We start from the raw sequence: 16769 nt of genomic DNA, 5'->3' as shown, positions 1-16769 counted from the left end.
GCGTGTCGAATGTATCGGGAGTAATCAAGTCCATCCAGGACATCATGCGCAAGGATGCCGGTGTCGATGGTGACGCACAGCGCATCGGTCAGCTGGTCTGGATGTTCTTCCTGAAAATCCTGGACGACCAGGAAGAGTCGCTGATGTTGCTTAGCGACGACTACAAATCCCCGATCCCGGATCAACTGCGCTGGTCTACTTGGGCGACGGACCCGGAAGGCATCACAGGTGATGCGCTGCTGGATTTCGTCAACAACCAGCTTTTTCCGAAGCTGAAAAACTTGCCGATTGAAGGTGAGGAGCGCAACCGCGCGATCGTCATCCGAACCGCCTTCGAGGATGCCTACAACTACATGAAGAACGGCACCCTGATCCGGCAGGTGATCAACAAGATCAACGAGATTGACTTCAACAGCACCGGCGACAAGCATGCCTTTGGCGATGTCTACGAGCAAATCCTGAAAGACCTGCAGAGCGCGGGCAATGCTGGTGAGTTCTACACGCCCCGCGCAGTCACCCAGTTCATGGTCGATATGCTCGACCCGAAGCTGGACGAGATGGTGCTTGATCCAGCGTGTGGTACGGGCGGATTTTTGGCCCATGTGATGGACCACAAGTCAGATCATTACGTGCAATCGACTGATGATGCCGAGACCGTCCAGAAGACCATCTTTGGCGTGGAAAAGAAGGCGCTGCCGCATCTGCTCTGCGTCACCAATATGATGCTGCACGGTATCGAGGCCCCAACCAACATCGCGCATGACAACACGCTCTCCACGCCACTCAAGGACCACAAGTGGCGCGGCAAGGTCGATATCATTGTCACCAACCCGCCCTTTGGCGGCATGGAGGAGGATGGCATCGAGAAAAACGTGCCGCAGGCCTTCCAGACCCGTGAAACGGCAGACCTGTTTCTGGTTCTGATCATCGAATTGTTGAAGGAAGGCGGGCGAGCTGCCGTGGTCCTGCCCGATGGCACGCTGTTCGGCGAAGGCATTAAGACGCGCATCAAGGAAAAGCTGATGACGGAGTGCAATCTGCACACCATCGTCCGCCTGCCGAATGGCGTCTTCAACCCATATACGGGCATCAAGACGAACCTGCTGTTTTTTGAAAAATGCGAGCTCGACGGAGACAAGAAACCGAAAAATCCGACAAGCGAGGTCTGGTTCTATGAGCACCCCTATCCAGAAGGCTACAAGAGCTATTCAAAGACCAAGCCGATGCGAATCGAGGAATTCGAGGGCGACGGCAGCGAAAAGGCCTGGTGGGGCGATCTGAAAACGCGAGACGGCCGCAAAGTGAATGACCGTGCCTGGAAGGTGAGTGTCGAAGATATCAAGGCCAATGGGTTCAACCTCGACATTTCCAACCCCCATCTGGAAGAGGAAGGGCACAAAGACCCGGCTGAGTTGCTCGAAGCTTGGACCGAGAACCGCAAACAACTCGTTGCCACCCAAGAGAAGCTGAAAGCCGCTCTGGCTGAGGCGCTCACCAAGACTTCGGCTGCATGATGCATTGGGAGACCTTTCTCAGAGAGTTTGCTCCGTTAGCAAGTGGCCCCGGCGGGGTCCAGAAACTGCGTGATTTAGTGCTGCGATTGGCAGTGCGCGGCAAACTCGTGCCGCAGGATGCTTCTGAAGAGGATTCGAAAACGATTCTCGAAGAAATCGAAAACGAGGCAGATTCAGCCGTCAAGAAACGCATTGTCAAATACGCAATCCCCGATCCAATCTACCAGGTTCCTAGCAACTGGGTCTGGACGGCAATCGGTAGAATGAGCCGCGATTGGGGGCAAAAAGTCCCTGAAAAGCCATTTCAGTACGTAGATGTTGGCGGAATCGACAACCTCAAAGGTCAGATTGGTCAAAGTCTGAAACTGATACAGCCCGAAGACGCCCCGTCTCGGGCTCGCAAGCTCATCAGTCGCGGCTCGGTCATCTACTCGACCGTTAGACCGTATCTTAAGAACATCGCGGTTGTGAACCGCGAATTTGCGCCTGAAGCAATCGCAAGCACTGCCTTTGCAGTTGTGCATCCGCTCGGTGGCATCATCCCTGAGTATGTCTTCTACTATCTTCGTTCGCCTGAATTCGTCCGGCATGTCGAAGGCCAGATGATGGGAGTTGCATATCCAGCCATCAACGATGGCAAATTCTTCGCTGCCCCGATTCCACTCCCACCCCTTGCCGAGCAAAAGCGGATTGTCGCCAAGGTCGATGAGCTGATGGCGCTGTGCGACGAGCTAGAGGCACGGCAGGCGGAAGAAACCGGGCTGAAACGCACGGCCGCCGCCTCCGCCCTGCATCACCTGACCGAAGCCAAGACACCCGAAGAGACTGCTAACCGCTGGTCCCTCTTCGCTCCCCGGTTCGGCGAACTGTTCGACGATCTGGAGACGATCAAGACGTTGCGGGGCGCGATATTACAGTCCGAAACAGCGCCGGACAACGCTGCTTTGTGCAAAGTTGGAGAGGTGTGCGATATCCAGAATGGATACGCATTCAAGAGCAGCGAATTCGAGAAGAAGGGAATCCGGCTCGTTCGAAACATAAACATTGGGCACGGCCAAATCGACTGGACCGAGGCCGCATTTCTAGACTCCACGCGAACAAGTGAATTTGAAAGATTCCTGCTAAATGAGGGCGATGTCGTCCTTACTTTGGACCGTCCGGTAATCTCAACCGGCTTGAAATTCGCGGTAGTTACAGAAAATGACCTGCCGTCGCTTTTGCTACAGCGAGTCGCTCGGATTAGCCCAAAGCCTTTGGCCCTGGACCGGGCTTACTTTTGCTACTGGCTGCAATCGGCGAATTTTATCGACAAAATTGATCCGGGAAGAAGCAAAGGGGTGCCACACATCTCCACTAAGGAAGTAGCCAATCTGGAGATCGTCCTTCCACCCCTCGCTGAACAGAAACGCATTGTGACCAAGGTCGATGGGCTTATGCTGCTATGTGACCGGTTGGAGAAGCGGGTGCGCGAAGGAGATCGGCTGAACGCCGAGCTGATGGCCTCGCTTGTCCATGCGCTGACTGAGACTGACCCAGATGGCGGCGGCGCTGTGGAACCCGTGGGCTTGCAAGTGCCTGCGTCCGAAGTTGCCGCAACGAACCAGGCCAATCGGGAAACACCCGAGAGACCTGAGACGGAAAGCACGCTAGGCCCTGTGCGACCTGAGCTGGGAGTCCAAACCGCCCCGGATCGGGCACCGAGCGTCGATACCAAGTTCCAAGAGGCCGTGCTGGTCGCAGCCATCGTCAACACGTTCTTCCAGGCTGGCGGCGAACCAATCGGCAATTTCCGCCTGCAGAAGGCCGTCTATTTCGCTCGCCGCAGGATGGGCGAGCATGTGGACGAGATGGCCTATCTCAAGAAGGCCGCAGGCCCTTACAACCCGTCCATGAAGTATTCCGGCGGCATCGCCATCGCCAAACAGAAGAACTGGCTGCGCGAAGCGCGTGGCCGCTTCGGCTTCGGCCATGTGCCGGGACCAGACGTTGGCGAGGCAGGCGAATGGATTGACACCTACGGCTACGCTGCCCCGGCCCGCTGGGTGGCCGAGCATTTCCGCTACAAGAAGAACGAAGAATGGGAGACGCTCGCGACCGTCGATTATGCCATCGAGCACCTACAGGCGCACGGTATCGAGCCCGACGCCGCGCAAATCCTCCAATACATCGCCAGCGATTCCGAATGGCGCCCGAAGATCGACAAGCTGGGGCTAACTGAGATGTCGGTTGGAACGGCAATGCTTGAAGTGAAGGCGCTATTCAGCGCGCAAGGCGAGGGAGGCGCAGCGTGATCATATCGCCGTTGGAATATGCGCACGATTTTCAGAAGGTCTTTGGGCTAACGCGGCTGGCGACGACCCTCGACAAGGCAGAAGCAGCGTTGGAGACCCTTGAACCGGAAACCATCGACTACTGCAAATGCGTCATCGAGATCATCTGCAAGCACATCCTCTCTGAGCGGGGAGAACCCTATGAGGACCTCAAGCTGCCCAAGCTCGTCAAACAGGCCCTGGCATCATGCGGCTTCGAAAATGACGGGATTGCCGGCAACTTGTCCGGGATAGTCGGCGCTTTGGCTGAAATCCGCAACCGCACCAGCATCGCAGGACATGGCCAACACGATAGCCAGGAATTGCCGTCACAAACGGATATCCGCATCTTCGTCTCGATTTTCGAGAGCGTAATCAGCCTTCTCTGGCACGCCTTTAACAAGTTCAACATCGACCTGACCCTGACAAAGCTGCGCTTCGACATGATCGAACAACGCCTGGAGCTTGCCACGTTCAACGAGTCTTTGGACCTGACGACATCGATAGCCTACGATCAGGATGAAGGGCGTATCTATATTAACGGCAAGGAAGTGAGGCCATCTGAGCTTCTGTTCATTTTTGACCGGAACTCATACTCGGAGGAGCTCAAGAAGTTCCGGATTTCTGAGGTCAATTCTGAAGCTGTCGAAGTTGCAGAAAGCGCCTGATCGATGACTGGGCTCTCCCGTGAGCAATCCCGTTCGTTTCCCGATTCGTCCGTTGCGGGGACGCCTATTGAAACTCAATCGATGATCCGTCCTCATGCATCTCGGCGGCCTGAGGCGCTGCCAGGCGGCCAGCCCGACGTTCGCCGCTGGCGGTCTAGGTGCAACCGCCCAACCAGTCGAAGAAGAAATCTAGGTCAATTGTGGCAATGCATCTTCTTGAATCGCGCGCGTCGACATGGATTCCATAAATTCGGCCTGAAGGTGACTTGTGCGAATGCAAATTCCTTGTGCAGCAAAGACTTACGTAGCACCATAGACGCACGCGGAAAAAGCCATGGATCGATTGGCGGTCGATCAACGAACAAGAATGGGAATGATCATGACCGATCCAAATGACGCGGAAGCTGAAACTTCGAAGTTCATAGAAGACTTCGTGCAGCAGCACTGGGACGAGCAAGGTTCCGCATGCTACTTGAGTAACCTTGGCTTCAGGTTGAAGAACGATGTGCCCGAGAGCCAGAGGGTTATTGCCGATGGCCTTCACGAATTTCTTCGGCGAAACCCTGTAGTCAGAGTAGTCCAGCATCCTGAAATCCCTCAAAAGATCGGTGCAGTTCCATTATCCGTTGCGGTTCCTGACCAGATCGAAAATTTGTTTTCGAAGAAGGTAGGCTCAGGTTCCGATAAGAAATGGGGATCATATGAGCAGGTCTTCTGGGATGCGTTCATTAAGCCGATCGACGGCGAGGCCCGTTTTGTTTGTCTTGATGACACAGGATTCGAAGTTTCTGATGGGCAGGCTTCTGAAATGAAAGAGGGTTGTTACGAAATCACCCCGCAAGACCTAACAAAGGACCTCGTTGGGGCGACCATTTCGGAGCGTGTTGCGGCGACGCATGAAGCGATAAACGCTTGGTTGGAGAAGAACTCTCTCCAGCAAGAAGCGTTCTCAGCACCCAAGAAGAACCTTCGACGACGCGGTGGTGATCGGCTGGATGATTTCTTCAATGTGTTTGAGGGCTTGTCAGAAGATGACTTGTCCCGAATCACTATACCTTTGGACATCCTTTTTAAGTTAAACGCGAAGAAGTGAGTCTTGAACACTACATAGTTTTTATCGGAGCGAATGCGGCCTTATCGACGGAGCTCGGCTCAATAAGGGCTCGCATTGAGGGCGCTCGTGTTGTCGCACCAGCGGTGAAAAAGAAGCAGGTGGGCGCGACACAACCTGCTATCTTGCTGGCAATGAATTCACTTGTGGAGGAACTGGCGAAAGCTGAAAGCCACTCCGAGCCAGCTCGCTTGTCACTATGGCTGTACGAGCCCGAGAAGGCTGATCAGTTTCGCGAAGTCTGGAGCGCATTTGGGCATTCTGCATGGGTCGAAATGGTTCCCAGGTCTCTCGCAAACAAGATGCGGCCGACTAGGGAGTACGTTGAGAATCGGATCAATGCAGTTCGCCCATTGCTTCATGAGGTCTCAACCGCTGCTTATGCAAACAGAAAGACTTCACCGCTGCCCCTTCCACTTCGAAATTTCAGTTCGTCTATTACCAACGAACTCAAAACTTACTGGTACAATGACCTGGACGTTGGAAAATTATCAAAACAAATCAAGTCATTGAGGATGCGCTTTCGTCAGACGCGAGACAGGACCCTCGGTGGGTATGAGGATGACAAGGCGTTGATCTTTAAGCCGGCCAAAGACAATGAGTGCCACGGTATTGCTCATCCAATTGGGACTAGCGGCAAGGCTTTCGCATGCGGTCGATTTCGTTATGGCGTCGCATTGTTCCCTGGCTTTCACTATGACGTAACGGCTGCAAAATCGCCAACTTTAAAGGTTGATCTCAAGACTTCGTCTGGGTCAGTTCGCTCTTTGAAAGGTGAGAAGCGAAGCTACATCAATATTTTCCCAAATGATCACTTGCTGCCTGAAAAATAGAAAAACGGAGTATGAAACCATACTCCGTTTGGAATTACTCTGAGTTCCATGCCACGGATTCAACTACATCGTAGTCGATCGCCGAGTGCAGCAATCCAGCTTTTTGATCATAGCTGGCGCGGCACTTACGCGGTCCCCTCTAACTCGTTCAACTCAGAATCACGGTTAGAGCTTTCCGCCGGATAAGGCTGTTGAGAAGCTTATATGCTAAAAACAAAGGAAAAGTCAATGCCGAAGCCCGGCTCCACGCCACTTCTTAGACTACCCCTGAGCGCTCCGTCCATCTGATATGTATGCAGTACGGTAGAGCATTTCAATGCGTCAGCCCCCGGTCCATATCCCGATCCCGTACCTCTAGCTCTGTCTCAGCCTCTCTTCGGCGGCCTTCGCTAAGGTCAAGCTCTCGTTCAACCTCGCGTCCAGCGCGTTGTAGGTGGCCTCTTCGCTCAGCAAGCCACGCAACGCCTGCATTGACGCGATCTGCGAGCGTATGAGCAGCGTCGCGCAGCCCGCGATACCATCCAACTGGGCTTGCAGCCTCTTCGTCGAGCGCGCTTCCAAGCCGCTCAATTCCGCGGCTGAGGTTTCGCAGGCCGTCACCAACCGCTCGACGCAGGCGAGCAAGTCGCGCTCCAAGGCTGTCAGGGGCGTCGTCATTCATCTCTCCTCGATCTTGATGCAGATGACCGGCGTCCCGGCCAGCGTGCAGGTCTTCAGCTCGGTCCTGTCCGGGTCCAGCGTCAGCCAGGTCTGTTCCCCCTGCTCGATCCGCGTCAGGCCCAGCTCCGCCATCTCCGAGCGTGTCAGCAGGGCCGTCCAGAACCAACTCGCGGCCATCATCGAGGCGATCCCCGTCACGATCAGCCCCGAGATCACCCAGGGCGAGATCGTCAGCCAGCGCCTGATCTGTTCGGTCCGCGTCTCGAACAAGCTCCTGTTCTCGTTCAGGAAGTGGCGCGTATCGCTCTCGATGGTACGCTGCGCGTCGCTCGCAATACCCGTCAAATCGTTCCTGAAGCTCTCCAGCTGGGATGCCATCGAGGCGGCGTAGTCCTGGCGAATCGTGTCCAGCTCCGCGTTCAGCTTCTCGCTCAGCCGGGTCGGCTTGCCAGTCTTCATGGAAAATCTCTCCTTTCAGGCGCCAGCGTTCGCCGGTCTCGGGGTCTTGCGCGGTCAGGTAGGCTTTGCCCGTGCGGGGCAGGTCGAAACCCGCGTCGGTGAGCGCCTCGACCATACTGGCGCGATCCTCGATCAGACCCATCGATATCTGATCCAGGATCCACGCATGGAGCTCGTCGCGGCCTTGGGCGCGGGTCGGTGCCTCGATGGTGTCGCGGACTTCCTGGGCGCGCTCCAGTTCCATCGGATCGGCCCAGCCGTAGCGTTGGTTCATCAGGTCGCGCAGGCTGTCATAGGCGTCCTGGTAACCCGGTGGCGCGATGTTCAGGCTGCACCCGGTTGTCAGCTCGAGACGCGGGGTGCAGAAGTGCAGCTCAACACGGTCCTCGTGGCTATGACGGACCCAGAGCATGTCGTACTGCTCGCCGTCCAGCCCTGCGAAGGCCAACTCTTCGAAGGCGTCCATGACTGCGGCCTGCTGCGCCTCGCTCGGCGCATCCTCGGCGGCAAAGCTGATCACGCCCGCGCGGTAGGTCCACTGGTGGCGGCTGGCGTCAATCAGGGCCTCGGTGCGACTGGGGTCACCGCGCAACACCTCGGGCAAGGGATCGCGCTTCACGGTCTGGGGCTGGCCATCAGCATCGCGGACCAGGTCGCGGTTGCCGTCATAAGCCAGCACGCGCTCTGCCACGAGATAGCCAACCGGACCCGCACCCGCGCCCTTGCCGTTTGGGAAGAACTTGATCAGCACCGCCGCGCCTCTTCGAGGAGCTGGGCGAGCTGGCGTTCGATCACCAACAAGCGGCGGGCGACGGTCAGGCTGTCGAGGTCGGTGTGGCCCACTAGCATCGCGCGGTTCAGCCAGCGCGCAATCTGGTTGAGGTTGCCGCCGATGCGCCCCACGGCCAGCACCAGCGCCGGATCGACGCGCGGCACAGGCTTGCGGCGGCGCGCCTCCGTCAGGCCAAGCGCCTCGCGCAGGAGCGTCGCGGCTGGCAGGCCAGCGGCCTCGGCCTTGGCGCGCAACTCGGCCTTCTCAGTGGCCGTGCAACGGAAGACGAAGGTCTCCGTCAGCGGCTCCTTTGCGCCGGGCTTGCCCGCGCCGGTGGGGTTCGAAGGGGAGGCTTGCCGCCCCTCGCAAGGTCCCGTGTCATCCGCGCCAGCGTATGACATGGGTCGCCTTGCTGTTTGCTCAGATCGCATGGCGATGCTCCGCGTTTGCAGACGTCTCGCGGATCAAATCTCTGAGCAAATGGAGTTGATCTTGCCATTCCGGACTGCCGACTGGGGCTGGTGTCCGTGCTGGAAGCCAGAAGCCCAGGTGGTGCTCGTGCGCGGAAAGGGACAGGCTGCGTTCCAGCGTGGTCATGCCTTCCCTGGCCAATCTCTCGTTCCAATCCCGGACAAAGCAGATTCCCCTCGGGACGAAGACCAGCCGCTGGCCACCAGGGCTGCATTGCGAGCGCGTTCCGCCGGATTGCCCTTCATCGGGCAAATCCGGCGCGGACGCGCGCCCTCGTTCTTTTCTAAGTTCTTGTTCTCTGTTCGGGGGGCGATCCTGTCCCTCTTTCGCGGACAGGTCTGTCCCGCTTTGCGGACGGGATTGTCCCCCTTTGGCGCGGCTAAGCGGGACAACCTTGTCCCCCTCCCGGCGGCGATCCGTGGCCCGTTTCAGGGCCGCCTCGGTCGGACGATAGCGCGACGAGTTCCCCTTGTTGGTCCCGCGCTCGACGGTCATGTAACCTGCCGCCTCAACCTTGTTCAACGCCCGCTTGACCGACTTGGCGTGCTTGCCGATGGCCGCGCCGATTGTCTCGAAGGATGGGCGGCTCTCGCCGGTCTCATGGTCGGCATGTGCAAGCGCCAGGTAGAGCGCCACGCGCAGGGCGTTGTCGTCCATCTCATGGTCGGTGACCATCTCGAGCAAATATTGCAGCTTGATCTTGCAGAAGGGCAGAAGCTCAGACATCGGCCCCTCCCGCGATTGCGATCACGCCCGCGATCTGGTATCCATTCTGGGCAAACTTTTCGATTTGGCCGTTGACACGGGTGCCAGCCCAGTCAGCGGCCTTTCGGTTTCTGGGGCGAAGAGACTCGGGGAAACCCGCTTGAAAAGCCGCATAATCCGGATCAAATCCGGACCGGCCCTGAACAAGTGTCAGAACAACATGCGCTAAGTATCTGGAATTATTGGTCGGAGTGAGAGGATTCGAACCTCCGACCCCTGCCTCCCGAAGACAGTGCTCTACCAGGCTGAGCTACACTCCGACACCGGGGGGAGGTACTCTGCCCGTCGCGGCTTGGCAAGTCCCTGATGCAGCTTTCCACGGGTCTTGTCTTGCCTTCATGGTGCGGGCCCGGTTCCATGGGGTGACGGGAGATCGGGAATGCGGGTTCTGCTGTTCGGCGCGACCGGAACGATTGGCAAGGCGACGGTCCGCGCATTGATCGCGCCGGGCCACGAGGTGCTGTGCGTCTGCCGGCCCGGTTCGGGTGCGGACCTGCCTGATCGAGCCGAGCGTGTGGAGGCGGACGTGACCTCTGCCGCGTCCGTGAAGGCCGCGTTCGAGGCCGTGGGCAAGGTGGATGCGGTGATGTCGTGCCTCGCCTCCCGGACGGGATCGCCCAAGGACGCCTGGGCCATCGATCACGCGGCGCATGTCGTCATCCTGAAGAAGGCCGTCGCAGCAGGGGTGCCACGGTTCGTCCAGCTGTCGGCCCTGTGCGTTCAGAAACCCGCGCTTGCCTTCCAGCATGCCAAGCTGGCTTTCGAGGACCAGTTGAAGTCCAGCCCGCTTGACTGGACGATCGTGCGACCGACGGCGTTCTTCAAATCGCTGTCGGGCCAGTGGGACAGGGTGCGCGCGGGCAAACCGTTCCTTTTGTTCGGGGACGGGACGCTGACCGCGTGCAAACCGATCAGCGACCGTGACCTTGCGGCGTTCATGGTGGCCTGCCTCGACGATCCGGCGGCGCGGAACGCGGTGATGCCTGTCGGCGGATCGGGTCCGGCGATCACGCCGCACGCGCAGGCGCGGCTGTTGTGCGCGGCGGCGGGCGTTCCGGTGAAGACGCGAAAGGTGCCGGTTGCGATGATGCACCTGATCGTGGGTGGCCTGACGCTGGCGGGCAAGATCAGCCCGCGCCTTGCCGAAAAGGCAGAGCTGGCGCGGATCGGGCGATACTACGCGACCGAATCGATGCTGGTCTGGGATGGGGAGGCGGGCCGCTATGACGCGGAGGCGACGCCCGAGACGGGCAGCGACACGCTGGCCGGTCACTACGCTCAGATGGCGCGGGGCGAGGTCGGTGACGAGCGCGGCGCGCACGCGGTGTTCTGAGGATCAGTCCTCGGGCCGGTCGCGCGACCCGTTGAGGAAGGGAGAGATGCGGAAGGACGATCCGTATCCCCGCGCGCGGGTGCGCAGGACCGGCGTTTGCGACCCCGGCGTGCGGCCCTCCCGCAGGACGATGTAGAGGCCCGAGGCGATGATGATCCCCGCGCCGATCAGCGTCGGGCGGTCGATGGTCTCCCCGAACAGAAGATAGCCATAGCCTGTGGCCCAGAGGATCTGGCTGTATTGCATCGGCGCGACGATGGCGGCCTCTGCCCGCTTGTACGCCCCGATCAGCACCAGCCCCGCGCTGAACCCGAGGGCCGAGATCACGCCGACCAGCGCGAGGTCCTCCAGCGGCATCGGGATGTAGACCGCGGGCAGCAGCGCCGCCATCAGGATGAAACTGGCGATCATCGGGTAAAGCAGCAGCACGATGGAGCGTTCGTCGCGCCCGATCTTGCGCACGATGACGGACGCCGTCGCACCGAAGATCGCCGCGCCCAGCGCGGCGAGGTGGCCGAATGTCAGGTCCGTCACACCCGGCCGCAGGACGACGATCACCCCGGCAAGGCCCACCAGCACCGCCACGCCGCGACGCCACCGCACGGGCTCTCCGAGGATCGGGATGGCGAGCACGGTGATCAGCAGGGGCGCGGCGAACAGGATCGCGTATGTCTGGGCCAGCGGCAGGACGGAAAAGGCGTAGAACGCCAGCAACGCCGTGGCCACCGCGCAGGCGGTGCGCAAAAGCGTCCACCACGGGTGGACCGGCTGCAACGTGGCGCGGGACTGGTCGCGGATCAGCATGAACATGACCAGCGGGAAGGACAGCAATGTCGAGAAAAAGATGATCTGGATCGGGGAATAGACCCCGCCCAGCGTCTTCACCACCACGTCATGCGTGGCGAAAATGCCGAAGGCGATCAGCGCCAGCAAGGCGCCCCGAGCGTTCGGTCCCATGATGATACCTACAAATCCGTTTGCGGTAACAAGACCGCAGACAGACGGCCCCGGCAAGGGCCGCCTGTGCATGGCAGGGTTGCGTCTGGATCAGAGGCTGGCGTCGAGTTTCGCCAGAACCGCGTCACCCATTTCCGAGGTCGAAACAGGCGTGCCGCCATCGGCCTGCATCAGGTCGGCGGTGCGGACACCATCGGCCAGCACATCCTGCACGGCCTGTTCCAGCCGGTCGGCCTCGGCACCCTGGTCGAACGAATAGCGCAGCGCCATCGCGAACGACAGGATGCAGGCCGACGGGTTGGCCTTGCCCTGGCCCGCGATGTCGGGGGCCGAGCCGTGCACGGGTTCATAAAGCGCCTTGGGCCGGCCGTTTTCCATCGGTGCGCCCAGCGACGCGGACGGCAGCATGCCCAGCGACCCGGTCAGCATCGCCGCGCAATCTGACAGGATGTCGCCGAAGAGGTTGTCGGTATAGATCACGTCGAACTGCTTGGGCGCGCGCACCAGCTGCATCGCGCCGTTGTCGGCGTACATGTGCGACAGCGCGACCTCGGGGTAATCCTTTGACACCTCGGTCACGACGTCGCGCCACAGAATGCCCGATTCCATGACGTTGGCCTTCTCCATCGAGCACAGCCGCTTGTCGCGTTTCATCGCCAGTTCGAAGGCGGCGCGCGCGCCGCGCTCGATCTCGGCCTCGGTATAGCGCTGGGTGTTCACGCCCACGCGCATGTTGTCTTCCATGAAGATTCCGCGCGGTTCGCCGAAATACACGCCCGAGGTCAATTCGCGCACGATCATGATGTCGAGGCCGGACACGATATCGGTTTTCAGGGACGAGAAATCGGCCAGCGCGTCGAAACACTGCGCCGGGCGCAGGTTGGCGAACAGGTCCATTTCCTTGCGCAGGCGCAGAAGGCCGCGTTCGGGCTTCACGCTGAAATCCAGATCGTCATAGGCCGGGCCACCCACGGCCCCGAGCAGAACGGCGTCGACCTCTTGCGCCTTGGCCATCGTGTCGTCGTGAAGCGGCACGCCGTGCGCGTCATAGGCCGCGCCGCCGACAAGATCCTCGCTCACGTCGAAGGTCAGGCCGCGATTGGCACCGAACCAGTCGATGATCCGGCGGACCTCGGCCATGACTTCACGGCCAATGCCGTCACCCGGCAGGATAAGAAGCGAGGGGTTGGACATGGGGTGTCTCCGTCAAATGCGTCGCGGGATGCGGTAGCGGGGTGGCCCCTTGGGGTCAAGGCGGGGTTGGTCGGCTTGGGGGGGGGGCGGGGCGCCTTGCGCCGGTCGCGGTATCGGCTGTCCGGCTTGGGAGGCACGCCCGTGCATCGCGGGCATCACGCCGGATGAAAGCGGCTTTCGCAGGCCCGGAAAGAGTGTCATCTAACGGAATGGTTTTCCGCCTTGCAAACGACTCCGATGCATCCAGCATCGCCGCGATCTCGATCGAGGTATGGGTGGGTACATACCTCAAAAACGGCGTCAGCGCGTTCTTCGCGGATTACGCGCTGCAAGAGTTCACGGTCGAGAAAACCAGCCGGCTCATCCGCGATCCCGACCAGTTCATGCTGGTGTCCGAGAATTCAGAGGGCCTAGACGGCTTCATCAGGGTGTCCGCCAACAGCCCCGCGCCGGTATCCGGTTGTTCCGAGGTGGAGATTTCCACCTTCTACGTTCAACCAAGGCATCACGGCAAAGGCATCGGCACGTGTCTTTTGTCCGCGGCGCTCGACCACTGCCGCGATGCGTCGGTCGGCTCGGTCTGGCTGGCGACGAACGCGGAAAACGATCCCGCTATCGCGTTCTACCTCGCGGCGGGGTTCGAACATGTCGGCGAGACACATTTTCGCATCGGGGATCAAGGCTATTTGAACAACGTCTACCGGCTTTCGTTGCCCTGATCGGAAGCGTCGGGATCATCTCGCGAATTTGGCCCGGAAAGACCGCCCGTGCGGCGCACGCCGACCTTCAGCCCCCACTCAACACCGGCTTCAACCCCTCGGCCAGCATGTCCCACACCAGCCGGATACGGGGCGTGCGGCGCATGCCTTCGTGGGCGGCGAGCCATACCGGCAAGCCAGCGATGGGAATGTCGGGGAAGAGGTGCACCATTTCCGGGTCGCGCTGTCCGACATCGACCTGGGCAAAGCCCACGCCGCATCCCGCGCGGACCAGTTCCCAGTAGACAGGGTGCATGTCGCACCGGGTGGCGAACCAGTCGCGCGTCGCGGGCCAGCCCATGTCGCGCATGCCGCGGATGATGCGCTCGTTCTTGTCGTATCCGACAAGGTCCATCTCGCGCAGGTCGTCCATCGTTTCCGGCATCCCGACCCGGTCGAGGTAGGACCGGGTGGCAAAGATGCCGATCTGCAATTCGCCCATGTGCTGCGTGATGATGTCGAGCTGTTCGGTCCGGTACATGCGCACGGCGATATCGGCTTCGCGGAACAGCAGGTTTTCGGACGTGTCGGTGGGCACCAGTTCCACCGCGATGCCGGGGGCTTCCTCGCGGATGCGGGCGATGATCTGCGGCAGGTGATGCAGCGCGGTGAAGATGCTGGCGGTGATGCGCACCGTGCCTTCCAGCCGGTCCGACTGCCCGCCGGCGGCCAGCGCGATGTCCCGCATGGCGACCTGCATCGCGCGCGCCGGTTTCATCAGCGTCTCCCCGGCCGGGGTCAGCGACAGGCCGCGCGACTGGCGCTGAAACAGGGTCAGGCCGGTCTGCTCCTCGATCTGCCTGATCTGGCGTCCGACGGTCGGCTGGCTTGCGCCAAGCGCCCGCGCCGCCGCCGAAAGGGAGCCGGTTTCGGCCACGGCGAGAAAGGTTTGCACCAGCGACCAGTTGAGATCAGAGACACGCGCATCCATTCATTCATGAATACATGCTCTGCGGAATTGGGCAATTCCTATTCATTACTAATGCCGTCATTGTGGCCGGGAGATGTGAGGAAAGGACGGACCATGACGGGCAAAGTGTTGATCCTTGGCGGGACGGGCCGGTTCGGCCGCCACGCTGCCGAAGCCTTCTGGAATGCAGGGTGGAGCGTGCGCCTGTTCGACCGCGCGCAGGATGATCTGACCTCGGCGGCGCTGGGCGTCGACGTGATCGTGAATGGCTGGAACCCGCGCTATCCCGACTGGGCGACCGAGGTGCCGCGCCTCACCGAAGAGGTGATCGCCGCCGCGCAATGGAGTGGCGCGACCGTCCTGATCCCCGGCAACGTGTATGTCTACGGCGAAGGTTCGGATGCGACGCTGGGCACCGAAACGCCCCGTGCGGCCAAGAACCCACTAGGCCGGATCAGGATCGAGATGGAAGAGGCCTATCGCCGCGCGGGGGTGCGCACCATCGTGCTGCGCGCCGGCGATTTCATCGATACCGAGGCGTCGGGCAACTGGTTTGACATGGTCCTGACCAAGCATCTGGCGCGGGGGTGCATGACCTATCCCGGTGACCTCGACACCCCCCATGCATGGGCCTACCTGCCCGACATGGCCGAGGCCGCGGTCGGGCTGTGCGCGATGCGGGATGACCTGCCGGACTTCGCCGACATTCCCTATCACGGATACACGCTGACCGGTCGCCAACTGGCCAAGGCGCTGTCCTGCGCGTTGGATCGCCCGGTCAAGGCGCACCGGATGTCGTGGCTGCCGCTTCGGCTGATGGCGCCGGTCTCGCCGATGATGCGCGCGCTGTGCGAGATGCGGTACCTGTGGGACATGCCGCACGCGCTTGACCCCGAACCGCTGGCAGACCTGCTTCCCCGGCATCGGCCCACGCCGCTGGTCGCCGCGCTGGCATGTGCGGTCGGGGTGGACGGGCCGCGCGCGGCGAATGTGGCCGGAGGCGCGGTGCCGGACGCGGCCTGAGGCCGCCCTCACCACTCGATGTCGACCCAGACGGGAAAGTGTCGCGACCGTTCGGATGGCGGGGCATCCTCTGGCCACGCAACACCGCTGCCGGTGACGCGCAGGTCCGCCGATGGCAGGACATAGCTTGTCCGCAGGTTTCCCGGCACGGGATCCCTGAAATCGGCATTGTCCCGCGCGGGTGGGCCGCGATGCTCCGGATTGGCCGCCGCCAACCCGCCCGGACCTTCCGGGGCAGGGTCCTGCAGGCGCGGATCGGCAAGCAGGGTCGCGATGACCTCGCGCCGTCCGTCCCCGTCGAAGGGATCGAGGTTGGCGTTGCCGATGATCGTGAATGGCGGGCGCGGGGCTGTACCGACCGCACCGTCCAGAACGTGCTGCCACAAGGCGATCTCGTCGGCGTTGCGCAACCCGTTGCGGTCCTCGGGCCCGTCGAAAACCGGGGGACCGGCAGCAAAGGCCAGAAGCGTCAGGGTGTCATCGTTGACCGTGACCGGGACGATCCAGTGCCCGGAATGGGACAGCCGCAGGATGTCCTGTGCCTCGGGACCGAAATAGTCCATCGGCATGCGCGACCCCGGCACGTCGCGCCAGAGGAGACCCGACAGGTCGCGCACGTCCGCCGTGGCGATGGGGTGACGGGACAAAAGCGCCATGCCCGCCTGTCCCTGGAACCGTCCGAACCCCTGCGCGTCGCGTCCCTCCCCGAACCGCCCGTTGCGATCAAGGTCCAGCCCGGTTGGCACGCCCGTGTTTGGAGGAAGTGCGAACAGGTGATCGTAGCGCCAGCCGCTCTCTGCCACCGCATCGCGCAGCGCGGTCAGCGCGAAGAGGTCGAGATCGAAATCGATCGAGGTCAGCAGCAGGATGTCAGCGCGCAATTCGGCGATCTGGCGGATGGCCGCGTCCGCCTTGCCGCGCTGGATGTCACGGATCAGAACGCCGGGACCGTCGCGCGACAGGGGTGCGTGCCAAGTGGCGATGCGAAGACGTTCGGCAAGCGCGGGCACGGCGCACAGCGCCAGCGCGACG

The 16769-nt window shown here is 61.0% G+C and carries 15 protein-coding genes and 1 tRNA gene; 8 read left to right on the top strand and 8 right to left on the bottom strand.

The features are described from left to right. Nucleotides 1–2 precede the first annotated feature (2 nt). From ATO11_RS13295 to ATO11_RS21825, 5 genes are all read left to right on the top strand, one after another. Nucleotides 3–1514, top strand: coding sequence for a type I restriction-modification system subunit M (locus ATO11_RS13295; protein ID WP_082176302.1), 1512 nt, complete (start codon nucleotides 3–5; stop codon nucleotides 1512–1514). Next, nucleotides 1511–3805: a restriction endonuclease subunit S gene (locus tag ATO11_RS13290; RefSeq protein ID WP_050531371.1), complete on the top strand. Its 2295-nt coding sequence runs from the start codon at nucleotides 1511–1513 to the stop codon at nucleotides 3803–3805. Before ATO11_RS13295 ends, ATO11_RS13290 begins: the two co-directional genes overlap by 4 nt. Continuing rightward, on the top strand, nucleotides 3802–4491 hold the full coding sequence (locus ATO11_RS13285) for a hypothetical protein (protein ID WP_050531370.1): 690 nt from the start codon (nucleotides 3802–3804) through the stop codon (nucleotides 4489–4491). Before ATO11_RS13290 ends, ATO11_RS13285 begins: the two co-directional genes overlap by 4 nt. Nucleotides 4492–4825: 334 nt before the next feature. Beyond that, nucleotides 4826–5584 carry a hypothetical protein gene (locus ATO11_RS13280; protein WP_134643117.1) on the top strand — a complete coding sequence of 253 codons (759 nt, stop codon included), beginning with the start codon at nucleotides 4826–4828 and terminating at the stop codon, nucleotides 5582–5584. A 104-nt stretch (nucleotides 5585–5688) separates the two neighbouring features. Next, nucleotides 5689–6435, top strand: a complete 747-nt coding sequence (locus ATO11_RS21825; protein ID WP_134643116.1) for a hypothetical protein — start codon at nucleotides 5689–5691, stop codon at nucleotides 6433–6435. A 313-nt stretch (nucleotides 6436–6748) separates the two neighbouring features. Here the strand turns inward: ATO11_RS21825 and ATO11_RS21250 are convergent, their stop codons facing one another. The 4 genes from ATO11_RS21250 to ATO11_RS13255 all read right to left on the bottom strand — a co-directional run bounded on the left by ATO11_RS21250 (nucleotide 6749) and on the right by ATO11_RS13255 (nucleotide 9822). Continuing rightward, a complete protein-coding gene (locus ATO11_RS21250; RefSeq protein WP_082176301.1) occupies nucleotides 6749–8305 on the bottom strand; it encodes a relaxase family protein in 1557 nt (518 codons plus the stop codon). Beyond that, nucleotides 8299–8727 (bottom strand): plasmid mobilization protein, encoded by a 429-nt coding sequence (locus tag ATO11_RS13265; protein WP_242601416.1) that lies wholly within the window; start codon nucleotides 8725–8727, stop codon nucleotides 8299–8301. The genes ATO11_RS21250 and ATO11_RS13265 overlap by 7 nt, the downstream gene beginning before the upstream one ends. Before the next feature lie 19 nt (nucleotides 8728–8746). Next, on the bottom strand, nucleotides 8747–9523 hold the full coding sequence (locus ATO11_RS13260; protein WP_050531366.1) for a helix-turn-helix domain-containing protein: 777 nt from the start codon (nucleotides 9521–9523) through the stop codon (nucleotides 8747–8749). Between the two features lie 222 nt (nucleotides 9524–9745). After that, nucleotides 9746–9822, bottom strand: a tRNA-Pro gene (locus tag ATO11_RS13255). A gap of 119 nt (nucleotides 9823–9941) precedes the next feature. Here ATO11_RS13255 and ATO11_RS13250 point away from each other — a divergent pair. Beyond that, nucleotides 9942–10895, top strand: coding sequence for an NAD(P)H-binding protein (locus tag ATO11_RS13250; RefSeq protein WP_050531365.1), 954 nt, complete (start codon nucleotides 9942–9944; stop codon nucleotides 10893–10895). A 3-nt stretch (nucleotides 10896–10898) separates the two neighbouring features. Here the strand turns inward: ATO11_RS13250 and ATO11_RS13245 are convergent, their stop codons facing one another. Together ATO11_RS13245 and leuB are read right to left on the bottom strand one after the other, a co-directional pair. Next, nucleotides 10899–11852: a DMT family transporter gene (locus tag ATO11_RS13245; protein ID WP_050531364.1), complete on the bottom strand. Its 954-nt coding sequence runs from the start codon at nucleotides 11850–11852 to the stop codon at nucleotides 10899–10901. Nucleotides 11853–11942: 90 nt separating this feature from the next. Next, nucleotides 11943–13046, bottom strand: coding sequence for a 3-isopropylmalate dehydrogenase (gene leuB / locus ATO11_RS13240; RefSeq protein ID WP_050531363.1), 1104 nt, complete (start codon nucleotides 13044–13046; stop codon nucleotides 11943–11945). Between the two features lie 164 nt (nucleotides 13047–13210). On the opposite strand from leuB, the gene ATO11_RS13235 reads away from it, so the two are divergent. Beyond that, nucleotides 13211–13765: a GNAT family N-acetyltransferase gene (locus tag ATO11_RS13235; protein ID WP_423212710.1), complete on the top strand. Its 555-nt coding sequence runs from the start codon at nucleotides 13211–13213 to the stop codon at nucleotides 13763–13765. Between the two features lie 67 nt (nucleotides 13766–13832). Here ATO11_RS13235 and ATO11_RS13230 read toward each other — a convergent pair whose 3' ends face one another. Further along, complete coding sequence (locus tag ATO11_RS13230) at nucleotides 13833–14735, bottom strand: LysR family transcriptional regulator (protein WP_050531361.1); 903 nt, start codon at nucleotides 14733–14735, stop codon at nucleotides 13833–13835. 93 nt (nucleotides 14736–14828) lie between these two features. Between ATO11_RS13230 and ATO11_RS13225 the strand changes: the two genes are divergently transcribed. Further along, nucleotides 14829–15737, top strand: coding sequence for a Rossmann-fold NAD(P)-binding domain-containing protein (locus ATO11_RS13225; RefSeq protein ID WP_050531360.1), 909 nt, complete (start codon nucleotides 14829–14831; stop codon nucleotides 15735–15737). An 8-nt stretch (nucleotides 15738–15745) separates the two neighbouring features. Here the strand turns inward: ATO11_RS13225 and ATO11_RS13220 are convergent, their stop codons facing one another. Next, complete coding sequence (locus tag ATO11_RS13220; protein ID WP_165586969.1) at nucleotides 15746–16747, bottom strand: endonuclease/exonuclease/phosphatase family protein; 1002 nt, start codon at nucleotides 16745–16747, stop codon at nucleotides 15746–15748. Nucleotides 16748–16769: the final 22 nt, after the last annotated feature.

The organism is Pseudaestuariivita atlantica (genome assembly GCF_001205715.1).
GTDB lineage: Bacteria > Pseudomonadota > Alphaproteobacteria > Rhodobacterales > Rhodobacteraceae > Pseudaestuariivita > Pseudaestuariivita atlantica.
The sequence above is the reverse complement of the archived record's forward strand: the minus strand, read 5'-3'. Positions and strand labels throughout refer to the sequence as shown.